The following is a 16,723-nucleotide window of genomic DNA, read 5'->3' as shown; positions in this document are numbered from 1 at the left end:
GCCACTCACACGCACTGACGAGAAGGACGGAAGCACAGATGGCAAACCTGGCTGACATCAAGGCGCTGCGCGAGAAGACCGGCGCCGGCATGCTCGACGTCAAGAAGGCGCTCGAGGAGGCCGGCGGCGACGCCGACAAGGCCCTCGAGATCATCCGCGTCAAGGGCCTGAAGGGCGTCTCCAAGCGCGAGGGCCGCTCGGCCTCCGACGGCCTGGTCGCGGCCGAGGTCGTCACCGCCGGCGACGGCGAGGACGAGGTCGGCGTGATCGTCGAGGTCAACTCCGAGACGGACTTCGTCGCGAAGAACGCCACGTTCATCACCCTGTCGGAGAAGGTCCTGTCGACGGCCGTCGCCAGCGGCGCCCGTGACGCGGACGCCCTGCTCGCGGCCGACGCCGAGGGCAAGTCCCTGCAGGAGGTCGTCGACGAGACGGCCGCCGTGCTGGGCGAGAAGGTCGTCGTCCGCCGCGTCGCCCGCGTCGCCGGCGAGAAGGTCACCGTCTACCTGCACAAGGTGAACAAGGACCTCCCCCCGCAGGTCGGCGTGCTCGTCGCGACCGACGCCAAGGGCGCCGAGGTGGCGCGCGACATCGCGACGCACGTCGCCGCGTTCTCGCCGTCGTACCTGACGCGTGACGAGGTCCCGGCCGAGACGGTCGAGAACGAGCGTCGCATCGCCGAGGAGACCGCGCGCAACGAGGGCAAGCCCGAGGCCGCGCTCCCGAAGATCGTCGAGGGCCGGCTGACCGGCTACTTCAAGGACGTCGTCCTCCTGGACCAGCCGTTCGCGAAGGACTCGAAGAAGTCGGTCGCCCAGGTGCTGGCCGAGGTCGGTGGCACCGTCACCGGCTTCGTGCGGTTCCGCGTCGGCGCCTGACCACGCACCACCCGGTGGCCCCGGCCCGTGAGGGCCGGGGCCACCGGCGCGAGATCCTCTCGCACCATCCCCGCCGACGACCTGGAGGTTCCCCCGTGACGGACGAGACCCAGCCCCGGCGGGTGCTGCTCAAGCTCTCGGGCGAGGCCTTCGGCGGTGGCTCGATCGGCCTGGACCCCGTGGTGGTCCGCCGGGTCGCCGCCGAGATCAGCGCGGCGGTCGCCGACGGCGTGCAGGTCGCGATCGTCTGCGGCGGCGGCAACTTCTTCCGTGGCGCCGAGCTCGCCCAGAACGGCCTGGACCGCGCGCGCGCCGACTACATGGGCATGCTCGGCACGGTGATGAACTGCCTGGCGCTGCAGGACTTCCTGGAGCAGGCCGGCGTGGACACGCGCGTGCAGACCGCCATCACGATGGGGCAGGTCGCGGAGCCGTACATCCCGCTGCGCGCCATCCGGCACCTGGAGAAGGGCCGCGTCGTGATCTTCGGCGCCGGCGCCGGGATGCCCTACTTCTCCACCGACACCGTCTGCGTGCAGCGCGCCCTCGAGACGCACTGCGACGAGGTGCTGATGGGCAAGAACGGCGTGGACGGCGTCTACACCGCGGACCCGCGCACCGACCCGACGGCGACGAGGCTCGACCACCTCACCTACACCGAGGCGATCGTCCAGGAGCTCGGGGTCATGGACTCCACCGCCCTGTCGATGTGCCGCGACAACGGCGTGCGGATGCGCGTGTTCGGGCTCGAGGAGCCGGGCAACGTCACCCGCGTGCTCCGGGGTGAGAAGATCGGCACGCTGGTCACCGAGGACTGACCTCTCGGCGCGCCCGCCCGCCGCCCGTCCAGCACGCGACCGCACACCCCCAGCAGGACCTGACTGAAGGAGCCACCGTGATCGACGAGATCCTCCTCGAGGCCGAGGAGAAGATGGACAAGGCCGTCGAGGTCGCCAAGGAGGACTTCGCCGCGATCCGCACGGGTCGTGCCAACGCGGCGATGTTCAACAAGATCACGGTCGACTACTACGGCAGCCCGACGCCGCTGCAGCAGCTGGCGTCGTTCAACGTGACCGAGGCGCGCACCATCCTCATCACGCCGTTCGACAAGTCCGCGATGCAGGGCATCGAGAAGTCCCTGCGCGACTCCGACCTGGGCGTGAACCCGACGAACGACGGCAACGTCATCCGGGTCAGCCTGCCCGCGCTGACCACCGAGCGCCGCAAGGAGTTCGTGAAGCTGGCGAAGACCAAGGCCGAGGACGCGCGGGTCTCCCTGCGCAACGTCCGCCGCCGCGCCAAGGACGAGCTGGACCGCCTGGTCAAGGACGGCGACGCCGGCGAGGACGAGGTGCAGCGCGCGGAGAAGGAGCTCGAGGGCCTCACGAAGCGCCACGTCGAGCTCGTCGACCAGCTGCTCTCCTCCAAGGAGAGCGAGCTGCTCGAGGTCTGATGTCGTCCCACCCCGCTGTCGCTCCGGCGCCGGGCACCTCGCGTGCCGGGCGTGACCTGCCCGTCGCCATCGCCGTCGGTCTGGCGCTGCTGGTCGCCGTCGCCCTCTCGCTGTTCGTGCGCAAGGAGGTGTTCGGCGCCATCGCGGTCCTCGCGGTCGGCGCCGGCCTCTGGGAGCTCGCGCAGGCGTTCGCCCGGCGGGGGGTCAGCATCCCGGTGCTGCCGCTGCTGGTCGGCGACGTCGGCATCCTCGTCTCCGCGTACGTCGCGGGAATGGAGGCGCTGTTCGTCGCGTTCGTCCTGACGGTCGGCGGCATCGTCGTGTGGCGCGTGCTGGACGGCAGCGGGCCGCGCGCGGTGCGGGACGCGACGGCCGGGGTGTTCTCGGCGTCGTACCTGCCGCTGATGGCCGGCTTCGTCATGCTGATGCTGGCGGCCGAGGACGGCGCGATGCGCGTCGCCCTGTTCATCCTGCTCTGCGTCGCGAACGACACCGGCGGCTACGTCGTCGGCGTGCTGATCGGCCGGCACCCGCTGGCGCCGTCGGTCAGCCCGAAGAAGACGTGGGAGGGCCTGCTCGGCTCGGTCGTCCTGGCGAGCGTGGTCGGCGTCCTGGGTGTGCACTTCATGCTGGACGGCGACCCCGCCCTCGGTGCCCTGCTCGGTGTCGCCACGGTGGCCGTGGCCACGCTCGGCGACCTGGGCGAGTCGATGATCAAGCGGGACCTCGAGCTCAAGGACATGGGCACGCTGCTCCCGGGCCACGGGGGCGTGCTGGACCGCATCGACTCGATGCTGCTCGCGGCGCCCGTCGTGTACCTGCTGCTGGAGGCCCTCCAGCCCGTCGCCGCCTGACCGCGGCACCCGCACCACCCCACCCCACCCGTCGCACCGCACGAACCCCGAGGAGGACCGCGTGAGCGCCACGCCCGTCGCACTCAACCTGTCGGCCCCCAGCACCCGGGGGCCCCGCGGCAAGCCGCCGAAGCACTTCGTCGACCTCACGCCCGAGGAGCGCGTCGAGGCCGTCACCGCGCTCGGCGAGAAGCCCCTGCGCGCGAAGCAGCTCGCGACGCACTACTTCAGCCACCTCACCGCCGACCCCGCGGCGATGACCGACCTGCCCGCGGCGAGCCGCGACAAGCTGGTCGAGGCGCTGTTCCCGCCGCTGCTGACCGCCGCGCGCACCATGGAGGCCGACGGCGGCACGACCGTGAAGACGCTGTGGCACCTGTTCGACGGCGCCAAGGTCGAGTCCGTGCTCATGCGGTACGCGCACCGCTCGACGCTCTGCGTGTCCAGCCAGGCGGGCTGCGGCATGGCGTGCCCGTTCTGCGCGACGGGGCAGCTGGGCCTGACCCGCAACCTCTCGACGGCCGAGGTGGTCGAGCAGGTGCGCAGCGCCGCGGCCTCGCTGGTCGCGGGCGAGGTGCCCGGCGGCCCGACGCGGCTCTCCAACGTCGTGTTCATGGGCATGGGCGAGCCGCTCGCCAACTACAAGACGGTGATGGAGACGGTGCGCCGCCTCGTCGCCCCGGTGCCCGAGGGCCTCGGGATGTCGGCGCGCAACATCACGGTGTCGACCGTCGGCCTGGTGCCGGCCATGCGCAAGCTCGCCAAGGAGGGCATCCCGGTCACCCTGGCGCTCTCGCTGCACGCGCCGGACGACGAGCTGCGCAACGAGCTCGTCCCGATCAACACCCGGTGGAGCGTCAAGGAGACGATCGACGCCGCCTACGAGTACTTCCAGACCACCGGCCGCCGGGTGTCCATCGAGTACGCGCTGATGAAGGACATCAACGACCAGGCGTGGCGCGCCGACCTGCTCGGCACCGAGCTGAACCGCCGCGGCCGCGGCTGGGTGCACTGCAACCCGATCCCGCTCAACCCCACCCCCGGGTCCAAGTGGACCGCGAGCGATCCCGCGGTCGAGGCCGAGTTCGTGGCACGCTTGCGCGCACACGGGATCCCGACCACCGTCCGGGACACCCGCGGCAGCGACATCGACGGTGCGTGCGGCCAGCTCGCCGCGGAGGAGGACGAGGGATGAGCAGCGGCGGCGTCATGTTCCGGAAGGTCACCGGGATGCGGACGGGCTACCACCCCGAGGAGGTCGACGACTTCTTCACGCACGCGCGCAGCGTGTACGAGCAGGGTCCCGCCGGCGCGCTGTCCAGCCGCGACGTCCGCACCGTGGCGTTCGACCTCGTGCGCCGCGGCTACTCGACCACCGCAGTCGACGCCGCCCTCGACCGGCTCGAGGCCGCCTTCGTCGCCCGCGCCCGTGCCGACTTCATCGCCGACAAGGGCCGGCAGGCCTGGATGGAGTCCCTGGCCGAGCAGGCCCGCACGCTCTACGGCCGGCTCACCCGCCCCGACGGCGAGCGGTTCGCCCCGCCGAAGGGCCGCCAGCCGGGCTACGACGCCGCCGACGTCGACGCGCTCTGCCACCGGCTCGTCGACTACTTCGACAAGAACACCCCGCTGAACGCGCAGGAGATCCGCTCCGCCGTGTTCGCGCGGAAGAAGGGCGCCGGCGCGTACGCCGAGGCGCCCGTCGACGCCTTCCTCGAGCGCGCCGTGGACGTCCTGCTCGCCGCCGAGTAGCGCACCCTCGGGCAGGATGGGGCGGATGAACCCCCGCACCGTCGTCCTGCTCGGCTCGACCGGGTCGATCGGCACCCAGGCCGTCGACGTCCTCACCCGGAACCCCGACGCGTTCCGCGTCACCGGCCTCAGCGCCGGGGGAGCGGACCCCGCGGCGCTCGCCCGGCAGGCGGTGGCGCTCGGCGCGCAGACGGTCGCCGTGGCCGACCCCGACGCGGCGGGCACCGTGTTCGCCGAGCTGGTGCGCGCCTCGGCCGACGCAGGGCTGCGGCAGATGGGCGTCGAGGTCCTCACCGGCCCCGACGCGGCCGCGCAGCTCGCGGCACGCGGCGCCGACGTCGTCCTCAACGGGATCACCGGCTCGGTCGGGCTCGGCCCGACGCTGGCCGCGCTCGGTTCCGGCAGCACCCTCGCGCTCGCCAACAAGGAGTCGCTGGTCGCCGGCGGCCCGCTGGTCCGCGCCGCGGTGCAGCGGCCGGGGCAGGTCGTGCCGGTGGACTCCGAGCACTCCGCGATCGCCCAGGCGCTGCGCGGCGGCCGGCGCGCCGAGGTGCGCCGCCTGGTCCTGACCGCGTCCGGAGGACCGTTCCGCGGCCGCACCCGGGCCGAGCTCGCCGACGTCACGCCCGAGCAGGCGCTGGCGCACCCGACGTGGTCGATGGGCCCCGTCGTCACGATCAACTCCGCGACGATGGTCAACAAGGGCCTCGAGCTGATCGAGGCGCACCTGCTGTTCGACGTCCCGGTCGACGACATCACGGTCGTGGTGCACCCGCAGTCGGTCGTGCACTCGATGGTCGAGTTCGCCGACGGGTCGACGATCGCCCAGGCGTCGCCGCCCGACATGCGGCTGCCGATCGCCCTCGGGCTGTCCTGGCCCGACCGGCTCGCGGGCGCAGTGCCGCCGGTCGACTGGACGCGCGCCGCGTCGTGGACGTTCGAGCCGCTCGACGAGGACACGTTCGGCGCCGTCGCGCTGGCACGGGCCGCCGTCGCCGCCTCGCCCACGCACCCCGCCGTCTACAACGCCGCCAACGAGGAGGCCGTCGCGGCGTTCCTCGCCGGCCGGATCGGGTTCCTCGACATCGTGGCCACCGTGGAGGCCGTGCTCGGCGCGCACGACGGCGGGACCGTGCGGGACGTCGCGGACGTGCAGGCGGCCGAGGCGTGGGCCCGGGCGCGGGCCCAGGAGCGGGTCACGAGGGTCTGAGGCCGCCCGGTCCGGAATCAGCGGCCCAGCAGCTCCGCGAGCCGGCTGGGCCGCCCGGTCAGGCGCTCCTCGACGTCGGCGATCCCGGTGCGCCCGGCGATGCCCGTCAGCACGGCCCGGGCTCCGGAGCCGGCGCGCCCGAGCACCCCCGGCGCCGGCCGGGTCCCGACCCGCGGGAGCCGCGTCAGCGCGGTGTCCGCGCCGACCACCAGGTCGGCCAGGGTCCGGCCGGTGAGGTTGGCGGCGACCACGCCGTCGTCGCCGTGGCCGTCGGCCCACGCGATGCCCGTCGCCGGGTCCAGGCCGAGGGCCAGGCGGCCGTCCGTCGCCGGTGCGGCCGCGCCGCCCCAGGCGTGCGTGATCGTGGCGCCCGCCGCGGCCGGGACCAGGTCGGCGAGCACGGCGCGCAGCCGCCGGGTCGCGCCGGGGTCCTGGTCGTGGCCCGGAGAGGACGACCCGGACCGGCCGCTGAGGACGAGCCGGTCGTCGCCCGTGCGCACGACGCGCACCGGCCGGTGCGTCGCGTCGGCCAGGACCCGGCCCCGCTCGAGCCCGACGGCGCGCCAGGTCTCCGCGGGGAGCGGCTCGGTCGCGATCGCGTGCACCCGGCCCGTCGACGCCGGGTGGACGCGCGGGTCCAGCACGCCGGCGCCCGTGGTCACCACCACCGACCGCGCCCGCACCGTCCCCTGGTCCGTGACCAGGGCCCGTGGTGACACCCGCAGCGCGCGGGTGCCCTCGGCCAGGCGGGCGCTGCGGGCCGTCACGACGTCGGCCAGCCCCCGGACCAGGCGCACCGGCTGCAGGCGGGCGGCGTCGGGCGTGAAGGTGCCGCCGAGCGCCCCGGGGACGAGCGTCGCGGCCTCCGCCGGCGTGAGCAGCTCGACCTCGTCGTCCCAGGCGTGCGCGGACGCCGCCTCGGCCCGGAGCCGGGCGAGCTGCGCGGGAGTACGGGCCACGGTGACCAGGCCGCCGACGGCGAGGTCGCAGTCGATCAGCTCCGCCGCGGCCACGCCGCCGACCTCGACGACGGCATCCCGCAGCGCCGCCCGCAGCGACCGGGCGGCCTCGGGCCCCTCCAGCGCTGCCACCCGGTCGGCGGTGGCCGGCGAGCCCGCCGAGGCCCAGCCGCCGGTGCGCCCGCTCGCCCCGTACCCGGCGACCGCGGCGTCGACCACGAGGACGTCGAGGGCCGGGTCGGCCTCGAGCAGGTAGTACGCCGTCCACAGGCCGGTCAGGCCCGCACCGACCACCACGACGTCCGCCGTCGTGTCCCCGTCGAGCGGCTCCCGCGGCGGCACGGGCGCCTCGGCCTCGGCCTCGTCGAACCACAGGGACACCGCACGCACGTCCCCGCCCGAGCTCCACGCCAGGGTCGTCGTGCCGTCCAGGTCCGTCCCGCTGCCCTCGCCCGTCGTGCCGCTCACCAGGGACCACCCTCCGTCCGGCGTCCGCCCGCCCTCGTCGTGCCGATCGTGCCACGACCCTCGCGGCCCGGCGCCCGAGCGGGTGAAGCCGGGCCGCCGGTGGTGTCCGCCCGTGCCGCGCGGGGTACCGTGCCGGGACCAGCCCACCCCCGATCGCGAGCCGCCATGTCCGCACCGTCCCCGCCGCACCGGGACCTGCCCGTGGCACGCCGGGCGGGCGATCCGACGCTGAGCCTGATCCGCCGGGTGCTGCTCGTCTGCCTGCTCGGCGGGGCGGTCGCGATCGTCGCCGTGCTGGTGCTCCGCTGGGACGACCTGCTGCTGCGGCTGGCGTCGCCGGTGCTGCTGGTCGTCGTCCTGCTGTTCGCCTGGCTGGTGCTGCGGCGCCCGCAGGCCACGGTGGGCGTCTCCCGCGTCGTGCTCACCGGGTTCGACGTCCTCTGGCTGGTCACGCTGGGCAGCCGGCTGCTGATGGACCCCGGCGGCTGGGCCGCGCTGTTCCCCACGACGTTCATGGGTCTGGCGCTGTTCGTGGTGATCGGCTTCCTCGTGTACCCGAACCGGTTCGCCGTCCTGCACGCCGGCGCCGTGGTCGTCCTGACCGTCGTCGTCGGGACCGTCGGCCTGGTGGTCGGCCCGTCGGACGGCGCGACCACCGACCACGTCGTGGACCTCGTGCGGTACGCGGTGTACCTGGCCGTGCTCGCGGCGCTCGTCTGGGTGCTGTCCCGGACCAAGGAGCACGCGACCCGGGCGTTCCTCGTCGCGGAGCACGCCAGCGCGGAGGCAGCCTCGATGCGCGAGATGGCCTACAACGACCCGTTGACCGGCGCCGCCAACCGCCGCCGGCTCGAGGACGAGCTCGGCTACCAGTCGGGGGTCGTCGGGGCCGGGCTGGACGTCGCCCTGGTCTACCTCGACCTCGACCGGTTCAAGGCCGTGAACGACGTGCACGGCCACACGGTGGGGGACCGGGTGCTGGTCGCCGTGGCACGGGCGCTGGAGCAGCACGTCCGGTCGGGCGACCTGGTGGCCCGGCTCGGCGGCGAGGAGTTCCTCGTGGTCGCCCCCGGGATGACGCTCGACGACGCGCGGGCGCTGGCCGAGCGGCTGCGGGCGGCCGTCCCCGGCGCGGTGCGGGCCGAGGCACCCGTCGACGTCACCGCCAGCCTCGGGGTCACCGCGCTGCGGGCGGGGGAGGACCCCGCCGTGGCGATCGGTCGCGTCGACGCCCTGATGTACCGGGCCAAGCGGGCCGGTCGGGACCGGGTCGAGGTCGAGGGCGACGGGCGTGGTGGCGACGTCCAGCCGATGTCCAGGGTGACGGGGCAGGATGGGGGGTCGGGCGTCCCGCGCTGACGGGCGCCCGCCGGACCGGCGACCTCGCACGACCACCGCACGGATGGAGCTCACCTTGGCCTACGCGATCGGCGTGATCGTGCTCGTGGTGGGCATCCTCGTGTCCATCGCGCTGCACGAGGTCGGCCACATGGTCCCCGCCAAGAAGTTCGGCGTGCGCGTCAGCCAGTACTTCGTCGGGTTCGGGCCCACGCTCTGGTCCCGCACCAAGGGGGAGACCGAGTACGGCATCAAGGCGATCCCGCTCGGCGGGTACGTGCGGCTGATCGGCATGTACCCGACCCCCGAGGCCGTCGGGAACCCGCCGACCCGCGGCTTCTTCAGCCGCATCGCCGCCGACGCCCGCGAGGTGAGCGCCGAGGAGATCCGTCCCGGCGAGGACCACCGCGCGTTCTACCGGCTGTCGACGCCCAAGAAGCTGGTCGTCATGCTCGGCGGCCCGGTGATGAACCTGCTCATCGCCGTCGTGCTGCTCGCGGTCGTGTTCATCGGCATCGGCACCCCCGGGTCCAGCACCACGCTCTCCGCGGTCAGCCAGTGCGTGCTGCCGGCCGGCTCCACCTCGACCGAGTGCACCGACGGCGACCCCGCCGCGCCCGGGGCCGCCGCGGGCCTGCAGCCGGGTGACACGGTCGTGTCCTACGACGGCGTCGCGGTCGAGTCCTGGGAGCAGCTCAGTGGCATGATCCGCGGCACCGGCGAGGAGGCCGTGCCCGTCGTCGTCGAGCGCGACGGCGAGCGCGTCGAGCTGTCCGTCACGCCGGTCGTGGCCGAGCGGCCCGTCACCGACGACGACGGCGCCGTCGTCCTCGACGACTCCGGCGAGCCCGTCACCACCGACGTCGGGTTCCTCGGCATCAGCCCCGGCACCGAGCTGCAGCGGCAGCCCGTGTCCGAGATCGTCACGGTCACCGCGGACGCCGTCTGGCAGACCGGCAAGGCCGTCGTCACCCTGCCCGCCAACCTCGTCGGCATCGCCGAGAGCGCGTTCGGCGGGGCGGAGCGCGACCCGAACGGGGTGCTCGGCCCGGTCGGCGTCGTCCGGCTGGCCGGGGACGTGGCGTCCACGGACACCGCGGGCGTCGGGGTCGCCGAGCGGGTGGCGTCGATGCTGAGCATCCTCGCGTCGCTCAACATCGCGCTGTTCGTGTTCAACCTGATCCCGCTCGTCCCGCTCGACGGCGGGCACGTCGCCGCCGCGCTCTGGGAGGGGCTGAAGCGGCAGGTGGCCCGGCTCCGCGGCCTGCCCCGGCCGCGGCCCGCGGACGCCGCGCGGCTGCAGCCGCTGGCGCTCGCCGTGTTCGTGGTGCTCGGCGGGATGGGTCTGCTGCTCGCGTACGCGGACGTCGTCGCGCCGATCTCCATCGGCTGACCGGCGATCCCCGCCCCGCCGCCCGGCGCGCTCGGGTGCGGTCTCGCCCCGCGGTGCGATGATGACTCCGTGAGCACCCCCATCAGCCTCGGCATGCCGGAGGCACCCGCGCCGGTGCTGGCGCCGCGGCGGCCGACCCGCAAGATCCGCGTGGGCAAGGTCGAGGTCGGGGGCGACGCGCCGGTCAGCGTGCAGTCGATGACCACGACGCTGACGTCCGACGTCAACGCGACCCTGCAGCAGATCGCCGAGCTCACCGCCGCCGGCTGCGACATCGTGCGCGTCGCGGTCCCCACGCAGGACGACGCCGACGCGCTGCCCGCCATCGCGCGCAAGTCGCAGCTGCCCGTGATCGCCGACATCCACTTCCAGCCGCGGTACGTCTTCGCCGCCATCGAGGCCGGTTGCGCGGCCGTGCGGGTCAACCCCGGCAACATCCGCAAGTTCGACGACCAGGTGAAGGAGATCGCCCGCGCGGCGTCCGACGCCGGGGTCTCCCTGCGGATCGGCGTCAACGCCGGCTCCCTCGACCCGCGCCTGCTCGCGAAGCACGGCAAGGCCACCCCGGAGGCGCTCGTCGAGTCCGCCGTCTGGGAGGCGTCGCTGTTCGAGGAGCACGACTTCCACGACTTCAAGATCTCCGTGAAGCACAACGACCCCGTCGTCATGGTGCGCGCCTACGAGCTGCTGTCCGAGCGCGGCGACTGGCCGCTGCACCTCGGCGTCACCGAGGCCGGGCCCGCGTTCCAGGGCACCATCAAGTCCGCGACCGCGTTCGGCGCACTGCTCAGCAAGGGCATCGGGGACACCATCCGGGTCTCGCTGTCCGCGCCGCCGGTCGAGGAGGTCAAGGTCGGCATCCAGATCCTGCAGTCGCTCAACCTGCGGCCCCGCAAGCTCGAGATCGTGTCCTGCCCGTCGTGCGGACGCGCCCAGGTCGACGTCTACTCCCTCGCCGAGCGGGTCACCGCCGGGCTCGAGGGCCTGGAGGTCCCGCTGCGCGTCGCGGTCATGGGGTGCGTCGTCAACGGCCCGGGGGAGGCCCGCGAGGCCGACCTCGGCGTCGCGTCCGGCAACGGCAAGGGCCAGATCTTCGTGCGAGGCGAGGTCGTGCGCACCGTGCCCGAGTCGGCGATCGTCGAGACGCTGATCGACGAGGCGATGCGGATCGCCGACAGCATGACGGTGGCCGACGGCGCTGCCGGCACCGGTGGCCCCGTGGTCACGGTCGGCTGACCGCGGTGCGCGGCGTCCGGGACGACCTCGCCGGCGGCGACCTCCGGGTCGGCCCCGGCGTGGGTCGGGTGCTGGCCGACGACGACCTGCCGCGGGCCCTCGAGGTCTGCGGCCGGGACGCGGTCGCCGCCGTGCTGGCGACCACCCGGCTGGAGCAGGCGCGGCACGTCGGGCTGCACCGGGTGACCGGGCAGGTGTGGGGCTACGAGGTCGACGGCGCCCTGGCCGCCGTGTGCTGGGCCGGCGCCAACCTCGTGCCGGTGACGCCCGACGCCGAGCACCGCGCGGCCGCCCTCGACGCGTTCGCCGCCTTCGGCCGGGCCCAGGGGAGGCGGTGCTCCTCCGTCGTCGGCGCCGCCGAGGCCGTGCTGCCCCTGTGGCGCCGGCTCGCGCCCGCCTGGGGTGCCGTCCGCGAGGTCCGCGAGGACCAGCCGTCCCTGGTGATCGACCACGAGCCGTCCGTCGCCGTCGACCCCGGCGTGCGGCGCTCCGTGCCCGAGGAGTACGACCTCGTGCTCCCCGCGTGCGTGCGGATGTTCACCGAGGAGGTCGGCTACTCCCCGATCGGGGGCACCGGCGGCGCCTACGAGGCGCGCGTGCGCTCGCTCGTCCGCGAGGGGCGGTCCTTCGTGCGCGTCGAGCCCGGCGACCTGGGGCAGCCGCAGGTCGTGTTCAAGGCCGAGCTCGGGGCCGTCGCCGGCGGCGTCGCCCAGGTGCAGGGCGTGTGGGTCGACCCGCTGCGACGCGGCGAGCGGCTGTCCGAGGGCGGCATGGCCGCGGTCGTCGAGCAGACCCGCCGCGACGTCGCGCCCGTCGTGTCCCTGTACGCCAACGCGTACAACGCGCGCGCCCTCGCCGCGTACCGGGCGGTGGGGTTCCGGCAGGTCGGGACGTACGCGACGGTGCTGTTCTAGGCGAGCACCTCCCGCCCGCCACCGCCAGCCGATTCTCGCGTCGCCGACCGATACCTCGGCTTGCGACGCGAGAATCGGCCGGTGACGCGCCTGGCCCGGGGGTCGGGGTCCTCGGCTCCCCGGCGTCGCCCACCGATCGGGGCGCGCGGGGGCGCGGGTGCGCCTACGGGGCGGGGAGGTCGTCGCGTCCACCGTCGGCGCGTCGGTGAGCGGGAGGTCCTGGCCCAGCCGCTGCCACAGGTCGTCGGCCTCGTCGGTCCACACGACCCGGGCCTCGTCCTGCGGCGCGGTCATGACGGGCACCGTCACGGGGCTGAGCGTGGCGGGCTCGACGTCGCGCAGCGTGAGGGCGAGCCCGGCGAGGTCGCGGACGTCGGCGAGGCCCTCGCTGATCGACAACGAGCGGGTGACGCTGGTCAGCACGGGCATCAGGGTGCCGGGGTCGGCGAGCAGGTCGGCGTCCTGCACGCGCGCGGCCAGCGCGTCGATGAGCTGCTGCTGCCGCTCGATCCGGGCCAGGTCGGACCCCAGCTCCAGCCCGTTGCCGGTGCCGGTGCGGGCGCGCAGGAACGCGAGGGCGGTGGTGCCGTCGAAGGTCTGCGGCCCGGCGGGGACGTGCAGGCCGGCCTTGGGTGAGTCCATGGCCTCCGGCAGGTCCATGGGGATCCCGCCGAGGGCGTCGATGACGTCACGGACGCCGTCCATCTTCACCACGATGCTCTCGTCGGTCCGCAGACCGGTGTTCTGCTCGAAGGTCCGGCGGGTGCACGCGGCGGCCGCGGCGAGGTTCTCGGTGTCGCCGGCGCCGGTCGCGAACGCGGAGTTGAACATCTCCGACTCCTGCGGGGCGGTGGTGCTGCCGTCCTCGAGGGTGCACGAGGGGATGTCGACGAGCGAGTCGCGGGGGATGGACACGAGGTCGACGCGGCTGCGGTCGGCGGAGAGGTGCACCAGCACGGTGGTGTCGGACCGCATGCCCTCGTCCTCGCCGGCCAGCGCGGCGTTCTCGCCGTCACGGCTGTCCGTGCCCATGACGAGGATGTTCAGCGGCTGACCCGCGTAGCCGTCGACGGGCGGCGCCTCCTGGGTGGGGCGGTCGTCGCCGAGGAACGCGTCGACGTCGGCGCTCTCGATGCCGTTCTGCACCTGGGCGTAGAGCGCGGCGGCGCCCGTGGTGCCGCTGAGTGCCAGGACGCCGACGGTCAGCGCGGCCGTGCGGGCGGCACGGCGGCCGGCGCGGGTGCGGCGGGCGTGCCGGACGGGGCGCCTGATGGCGCGCGAGTGCCGGACGGCGGCGCGGGTGGTCTCGGGCATCCCTCCACCGTAGGGACGACGTGGTCGGGTCGGGAGCCGCAGCGGTGGACCCTGTGGCCGGATCCTGTGCGCGACCCGTGAAGCCCGACGCGCCGGCGGCCGGGCTCAGCGCAGCAGGCGCGACATCCGGCGGTCGGCGAGCGGCGTGCCGCCGGTCTGGCAGGTGGGGCAGTACTGGAGCGAGGAGTCGGCGAACGACACCTCGTGCACGGTGTCGCCGCACGGCACGCCGTCCCAGCCGGGGCACGGCTCACCGGTCCGGCCGTGCACGCGCATGCCGCGTCGCTTCGCGTCCTTGAGCTCGGCGGCCGGTCGGCCGGCGGCGGCGGCGATCGCCTCGCGCAGCACGCCCAGCGTCGCGGCGTGCAGCCGCGCGACCTTGTCGGCGTCGAACGACCGGGTGAGCGCGAAGGGGCTGGTGCGGGCCACGAGCAGGATCTCGTCGGAGTACGCGTTCCCGATGCCGGCGATGGTGCCCTGGTCCCGCAGCAGACCCTTGACCTGCTGGTTCCGGGCGGCCATCAGCTCCGCGAGCCGCTCGGGGGTGAACTCCGGGGACAGCGGCTCGACGCCCAGGGTCGCGATCGGCGGGACGTCTGCGGGATCGGCCACGACGTGCACGGCCAGGCGCTTGCGGGTGCCGGCCTCGGTGAGGTCGAAGCCCGACCCGTCGTCGAGCCGCACGCGCAGCGCGAGCGGCGACTTGCCCGGCCGGACGGGCGTGGGGGAGAGCGCCTCGGACCAGCGCAGCCAGCCGGCACGGGCCAGGTGGAACACGAGGTGCAGCGGCTCGCCGCCGGCCGCGGGGCGGACCGCGAGGTCGAGCCACTTGCCGTGCCGGTCGACGGACGCGACGGTGCCGCCGGCGAGGTCCGCGGGCGCCGGGCTGAACGTCTTCAGGGCGCTGATCGCGCCGACCTCGACGCCGGCGACGGTCCGCCCGACGGCGCGCTCGCGGAGGAAGACGGCCAGCGACTCGACCTCGGGCAGCTCGGGCATGGCACCCATGGTGGCGCACGCGTCCGACACCGCGCACGGCCACTAGGCTGCCGGTCATGCTGCTACGCCTGTCCACCCTGTTCGTCCGCACCCTGCGCGAGGACCCGGCCGACGCGGAGGTGGCCAGCCACAAGCTGCTCGTCCGCGCGGGCTACATCCGCCGTGCCGCCCCCGGCATCTACACGTGGCTGCCGCTCGGTCTGCGGGTGCTCGCCAAGGTCGAGCAGGTCGTGCGCGAGGAGATGACCGCGGCGGGTGCGCAGGAGGTGCACTTCCCGGCGCTGCTGCCGCGGGAGCCGTACGAGGCCACGGGCCGTTGGACGGAGTACGGGCCGAACCTGTTCCGCCTGCAGGACCGCCGCGAGAACGACTACCTGCTGGCGCCCACGCACGAGGAGATGTTCACGCTCCTCGTCAAGGACCTGTACTCCTCGTACAAGGATCTGCCGCTGACGCTGTTCCAGGTCCAGACGAAGTACCGCGACGAGGCCCGCCCGCGCGCCGGCCTGATCCGCGGGCGCGAGTTCATCATGAAGGACGCCTACTCGTTCGACATCGACGACGCGGGCCTGGAGACCTCGTACCAGGCGCAGCGGGCTGCCTACCAGCGCATCTTCGAGCGCCTCGGCCTCGAGTACGTGATCGTGGCGGCGACCTCCGGCGCGATGGGCGGCTCCCGCTCCGAGGAGTTCCTCAACCCGACGGCCATCGGCGAGGACACGTTCGTGCGGTCGCCCGGCGGCTACGCGGCCAACGTCGAGGCGGTCACGACCGTGGTCCCGGACGCGCTGCCGTTCGACGACGCGCCGGCCGCGCACGTCGAGGACACCCCGGACACCCCGACGATCGACTCGCTCGTGGCGGTCGCGAACGAGCGGTTCCCCCGCCCCGACCGCGCGTGGACCGCGGCGGACACGCTGAAGAACGTCGTGCTGGCGCTCGTGCAGCCGACGGGGGAGCGCGAGCTGCTCGTGGTGGGCCTGCCGGGCGACCGCGAGGTGGACCTCAAGCGCCTCGAGGCGTCGGTGGCCCCGGCGGAGGTCGAGCAGGCCGTCGAGGCGGACTTCGCCGCGCACCCCGAGCTGGTCAAGGGCTACATCGGCCCGGCCGCGCTCGGCCCGAACGTCGACGGCCTGGGCCTCGACGACGAGGCGCGCACGGCGATCCGGTACCTGCTGGACCCGCGCGTCGTCACCGGCACGCGGTGGATCACGGGCGCGAACGAGCACGGCAAGCACGTGTTCGACCTGGTCGCCGGTCGCGACTTCACCGCGGACGGCACGGTCGAGGCCGCCGAGGTGCGGGCCGGGGACGAGGCACCCGACGGATCGGGCCCGCTGGAGCTCGCGCGCGGCATCGAGATCGGCCACATCTTCCAGCTCGGCCGCAAGTACGCGCAGGCGCTCGGGCTGACGGTGCTGGACCAGCACGGCAAGACGCAGGTCGTCACGATGGGCTCCTACGGCATCGGCGTGACCCGCGTGCTCGCGGCGCTGGCCGAGGCGAACAACGACGAGAAGGGCCTGGCGTGGCCGGCGGGCGTGGCCCCCGCGCTGGTGCACGTCGTCGCGACGGGCAAGGACGCGGCGGTGTTCGAGGCCGCCGAGTCGCTGGCGCGGACCCTGGACGCCCGGGGCGTCGAGGTGCTCTACGACGACCGCCCGAAGGTCTCGCCCGGCGTGAAGTTCGCGGACGCGGAGCTGCTGGGCGTGCCGCTGACGGTCGTGGTCGGCCGCGGGCTGGCGGACGGCGTGGTCGAGGTGCGGCCGCGCGTCGCCACCGAGGGCGGCCCCCAGGCGGAGCAGGTGCCGGTCGCGGACGCGGCGGACCGCGTGGCGGAGCTGGTGGACGCGCTGCTCGCCGGCTGAACGAGCCCGCGAGGGCGACGGGGCACGACCACGGGTCGTGCCCCGTCGTCGCGCCGGGTCAGCCCGCGGACGACGTGCCGGCGCCGT

At 74.5% G+C, this 16,723-nt stretch carries 15 protein-coding genes and 1 pseudogene; 13 read left to right on the top strand and 3 right to left on the bottom strand.

Features of this window, described 5'->3' with window-relative positions:
- The first annotated feature begins 38 nt into the window (after positions 1-38).
- The 7 genes from tsf (at position 39) to dxr (ending at position 6,147) form a co-directional block, all read left to right on the top strand.
- On the top strand, positions 39-878 hold the full coding sequence (tsf, locus tag ACWPWW_RS04650; protein WP_454049168.1) for a translation elongation factor Ts: 840 nt from the start codon (positions 39-41) through the stop codon (positions 876-878).
- A 95-nt stretch (positions 879-973) separates the two neighbouring features.
- On the top strand, positions 974-1,696 hold the full coding sequence (pyrH, locus tag ACWPWW_RS04645; protein WP_454049167.1) for a UMP kinase: 723 nt from the start codon (positions 974-976) through the stop codon (positions 1,694-1,696).
- A gap of 77 nt (positions 1,697-1,773) precedes the next feature.
- A complete protein-coding gene (gene frr, locus ACWPWW_RS04640; RefSeq protein ID WP_454049166.1) occupies positions 1,774-2,331 on the top strand; it encodes a ribosome recycling factor in 558 nt (185 codons plus the stop codon).
- On the top strand, positions 2,331-3,185 hold the full coding sequence (locus ACWPWW_RS04635; RefSeq protein WP_454049165.1) for a phosphatidate cytidylyltransferase: 855 nt from the start codon (positions 2,331-2,333) through the stop codon (positions 3,183-3,185). Before frr ends, ACWPWW_RS04635 begins: the two co-directional genes overlap by 1 nt.
- A gap of 61 nt (positions 3,186-3,246) precedes the next feature.
- Positions 3,247-4,380 (top strand): 23S rRNA (adenine(2503)-C(2))-methyltransferase RlmN, encoded by a 1,134-nt coding sequence (gene rlmN / locus ACWPWW_RS04630; protein ID WP_454049164.1) that lies wholly within the window; start codon positions 3,247-3,249, stop codon positions 4,378-4,380.
- On the top strand, positions 4,377-4,937 hold the full coding sequence (locus tag ACWPWW_RS04625; RefSeq protein WP_454049163.1) for a DivIVA domain-containing protein: 561 nt from the start codon (positions 4,377-4,379) through the stop codon (positions 4,935-4,937). The genes rlmN and ACWPWW_RS04625 overlap by 4 nt, the downstream gene beginning before the upstream one ends.
- Positions 4,938-4,962: 25 nt before the next feature.
- On the top strand, positions 4,963-6,147 hold the full coding sequence (gene dxr, locus ACWPWW_RS04620; protein WP_454049162.1) for a 1-deoxy-D-xylulose-5-phosphate reductoisomerase: 1,185 nt from the start codon (positions 4,963-4,965) through the stop codon (positions 6,145-6,147).
- A gap of 17 nt (positions 6,148-6,164) precedes the next feature.
- On the opposite strand, the gene ACWPWW_RS04615 is transcribed toward dxr, so the two are convergent.
- Positions 6,165-7,574: an NAD(P)/FAD-dependent oxidoreductase gene (locus ACWPWW_RS04615; RefSeq protein ID WP_454049161.1), complete on the bottom strand. Its 1,410-nt coding sequence runs from the start codon at positions 7,572-7,574 to the stop codon at positions 6,165-6,167.
- 165 nt (positions 7,575-7,739) lie between these two features.
- On the opposite strand from ACWPWW_RS04615, the gene ACWPWW_RS04610 reads away from it, so the two are divergent.
- The 5 genes from ACWPWW_RS04610 to ACWPWW_RS04590 all read left to right on the top strand — a co-directional run bounded on the left by ACWPWW_RS04610 (position 7,740) and on the right by ACWPWW_RS04590 (position 13,091).
- The gene (locus tag ACWPWW_RS04610; protein WP_454049160.1) at positions 7,740-8,933 is read left to right on the top strand and encodes a diguanylate cyclase; all 1,194 of its coding nucleotides are present in this window, start codon (positions 7,740-7,742) and stop codon (positions 8,931-8,933) included.
- 43 nt (positions 8,934-8,976) lie between these two features.
- Complete coding sequence (locus tag ACWPWW_RS04605; protein WP_454049159.1) at positions 8,977-10,305, top strand: M50 family metallopeptidase; 1,329 nt, start codon at positions 8,977-8,979, stop codon at positions 10,303-10,305.
- A gap of 93 nt (positions 10,306-10,398) precedes the next feature.
- Positions 10,399-11,541 carry a flavodoxin-dependent (E)-4-hydroxy-3-methylbut-2-enyl-diphosphate synthase gene (ispG, locus tag ACWPWW_RS04600; RefSeq protein ID WP_454050398.1) on the top strand — a complete coding sequence of 381 codons (1,143 nt, stop codon included), beginning with the start codon at positions 10,399-10,401 and terminating at the stop codon, positions 11,539-11,541.
- 5 nt (positions 11,542-11,546) lie between these two features.
- A complete protein-coding gene (locus tag ACWPWW_RS04595; protein ID WP_454049158.1) occupies positions 11,547-12,455 on the top strand; it encodes a GNAT family N-acetyltransferase in 909 nt (302 codons plus the stop codon).
- A gap of 81 nt (positions 12,456-12,536) precedes the next feature.
- A complete protein-coding gene (locus ACWPWW_RS04590) occupies positions 12,537-13,091 on the top strand; it encodes a hypothetical protein (RefSeq protein WP_454049157.1) in 555 nt (184 codons plus the stop codon).
- Here ACWPWW_RS04590 and ACWPWW_RS04585 read toward each other — a convergent pair.
- Positions 12,978-13,430: pseudogene (locus ACWPWW_RS04585) on the bottom strand (LCP family protein); the annotation flags it as partial. The gene ACWPWW_RS04590 and the pseudogene ACWPWW_RS04585 overlap by 114 nt on opposite strands.
- 444 nt (positions 13,431-13,874) lie before the next feature.
- Complete coding sequence (locus ACWPWW_RS04580) at positions 13,875-14,768, bottom strand: DNA-formamidopyrimidine glycosylase family protein (RefSeq protein ID WP_454049156.1); 894 nt, start codon at positions 14,766-14,768, stop codon at positions 13,875-13,877.
- A 56-nt stretch (positions 14,769-14,824) separates the two neighbouring features.
- Between ACWPWW_RS04580 and ACWPWW_RS04575 the strand changes: the two genes are divergently transcribed.
- Positions 14,825-16,636 (top strand): proline--tRNA ligase, encoded by a 1,812-nt coding sequence (locus ACWPWW_RS04575; protein ID WP_454049155.1) that lies wholly within the window; start codon positions 14,825-14,827, stop codon positions 16,634-16,636.
- Positions 16,637-16,723: the final 87 nt, after the last annotated feature.

It is taken from the genome of Cellulomonas sp. Marseille-Q8402 (genome assembly GCF_965119525.1).
Note: the sequence above shows the minus strand (reverse complement) of the source record. Positions and strands in the feature narration are given on the sequence as shown.

What these genes read in the sequence shown, in the direction of transcription:
- ispG (WP_454050398.1), top strand. Translation starts at nt 10,399, where the DNA reads ATGCCGGAGGCACCCGCGCCGGTGCTGGCGCCGCGGCGGCCGACCCGC.
- ACWPWW_RS04580 (WP_454049156.1), bottom strand. Translation starts at nt 14,768, where the DNA reads ATGCCCGAGCTGCCCGAGGTCGAGTCGCTGGCCGTCTTCCTCCGCGAG.
- ACWPWW_RS04575 (WP_454049155.1), top strand. Translation starts at nt 14,825, where the DNA reads ATGCTGCTACGCCTGTCCACCCTGTTCGTCCGCACCCTGCGCGAGGAC.
- ACWPWW_RS04605 (WP_454049159.1), top strand. Translation starts at nt 8,977, where the DNA reads ATGGAGCTCACCTTGGCCTACGCGATCGGCGTGATCGTGCTCGTGGTG.
- dxr (WP_454049162.1), top strand. Translation starts at nt 4,963, where the DNA reads ATGAACCCCCGCACCGTCGTCCTGCTCGGCTCGACCGGGTCGATCGGC.
- ACWPWW_RS04625 (WP_454049163.1), top strand. Translation starts at nt 4,377, where the DNA reads ATGAGCAGCGGCGGCGTCATGTTCCGGAAGGTCACCGGGATGCGGACG.
- ACWPWW_RS04635 (WP_454049165.1), top strand. Translation starts at nt 2,331, where the DNA reads ATGTCGTCCCACCCCGCTGTCGCTCCGGCGCCGGGCACCTCGCGTGCC.
- ACWPWW_RS04610 (WP_454049160.1), top strand. Translation starts at nt 7,740, where the DNA reads ATGTCCGCACCGTCCCCGCCGCACCGGGACCTGCCCGTGGCACGCCGG.
- tsf (WP_454049168.1), top strand. Translation starts at nt 39, where the DNA reads ATGGCAAACCTGGCTGACATCAAGGCGCTGCGCGAGAAGACCGGCGCC.